The 1,409-nt window shown below is 53.9% G+C and carries 2 protein-coding genes; both read left to right on the forward strand.

What is annotated here, in order from left to right; genetic code table 11:
• Window positions 1–819, forward strand: an 819-nt coding sequence (locus H6B10_RS14495; RefSeq protein WP_204652247.1) for a hypothetical protein, incomplete at its 5' end; no start/stop codon positions are given.
• A 13-nt stretch (window positions 820–832) separates the two neighbouring features.
• Window positions 833–1,409 (forward strand): stage IV sporulation protein A (locus H6B10_RS14500; RefSeq protein WP_430661764.1); only part of this gene is annotated, 577 nt, incomplete at its 3' end.

The following is a 1,409-nucleotide window of genomic DNA, read 5'->3' on the forward strand; positions in this document are numbered from 1 at the left end:
GGCGCCTCGGAGGAAGATTCCTGCGTTGCATGGGGTGAAGTGACTGCTTGCACACTCACAGATTCTGATGGCACCGGGGAAGCCAACCTTGCGGTGGTCTGGAAACTGCATCTGGAAGTCTGGCATACTGCAACACGGACGGTCGTTGCCGACGCATACTCCACGATTTGCCAGACCCAGACTGTACAAACAGCCTGTAAACTGCTGCACAAAACAGCGGATCTGGCAGAAACAATTTCTGTTGTTCTGGAAGATGATTTGCCAGATTCGGATGTGACCGTAAAGGGCTGCTTTGTCACACTGGGAGCGGCTGTTCCAGTCCCCATAGAGACCAAAGAAGGCGTACCCCAGATTCGGTTGTCCGGCAAAGGGACGGCCCATGTTCTTTGCGCAGATGCCCGTGGTGAGCTGACCTGCTATGATAAACCCTTTGTTTGGCAGCCGGAAGGAAGCTGGAACGGCGTTCCGGGTGATGCTTGCGTGAGTATGAATGCTTCCGTCAACCGCATTACCAGCAGCAAAAACAATGCCCAGCTGTGCGTCGAACTGGAAATTCAAACAACCGGGGCCCTGATGCAAGCTGCCGCTGCGGAAGCTCTTTGTGAGGTGGAACTGGGAGAAGAATACGCCGATGGCAACGACGGTCCGGCATTGTATCTGTATTATGCACGGGAAGGAGAACGGATCTTTGACATTGCCAAGCGCTATCATGCCCGCGCCAAAGATCTTGTTGCAGCCAACCATTTGGAATGTGACGGAAAAGCGCCCCAGGACCTCACAACGGAAACTGCATGTCTGCTGATTCCGGCAGCGCTGTAAAGGAGGAGTACCCGTGAACCAGGAACAAATCTATCAAAGTATTGCACAGCGTACAGGCGGTGATATCTATCTTGGTGTAGTGGGTCCCGTCCGCAGTGGTAAAAGCACTTTTATCAAGCGTTTTTCGGAACTGATGCTTTTGCCGCACATTCAGAATGAGGCAAGGCGCGCACGCGCCAACGATGAATTGCCTCAGTCCGCGGCCGGGCGCACCATTATGACGACTGAGCCGAAATTCATTCCGGAAAAGGCTGTCAACATTGAACTTTCCGGAGGCGGCAGCTTCCGTGCCCGTTTGATTGATTGTGTAGGGTACATGGTCAAGGGGGCGCTTGGGCACGAAGAAAACGATGCCCCACGGCTGGTCAAGAGCCCCTGGTTTGATCACGAAGTTCCCTTTGACCTTGCGGCCGAAACGGGAACACGGCGGGTCATCCGCGAACACGCCACAGTGGGAGTTGTAGTTACAACCGATGGTTCCGTGGCTGATCTTCCCAGAGAAAACTATTGCGAGGCGGAACAGCGGATTGTGGAGGAACTGGACGCGATCGGCAAACCCTATATTATTTTACTCAACTGTGCTGAACCGG

Origin of the sequence: Gemmiger formicilis (genome assembly GCF_016901605.1) — a bacterium.
GTDB lineage: Bacteria > Bacillota > Clostridia > Oscillospirales > Ruminococcaceae > Gemmiger > Gemmiger formicilis_B.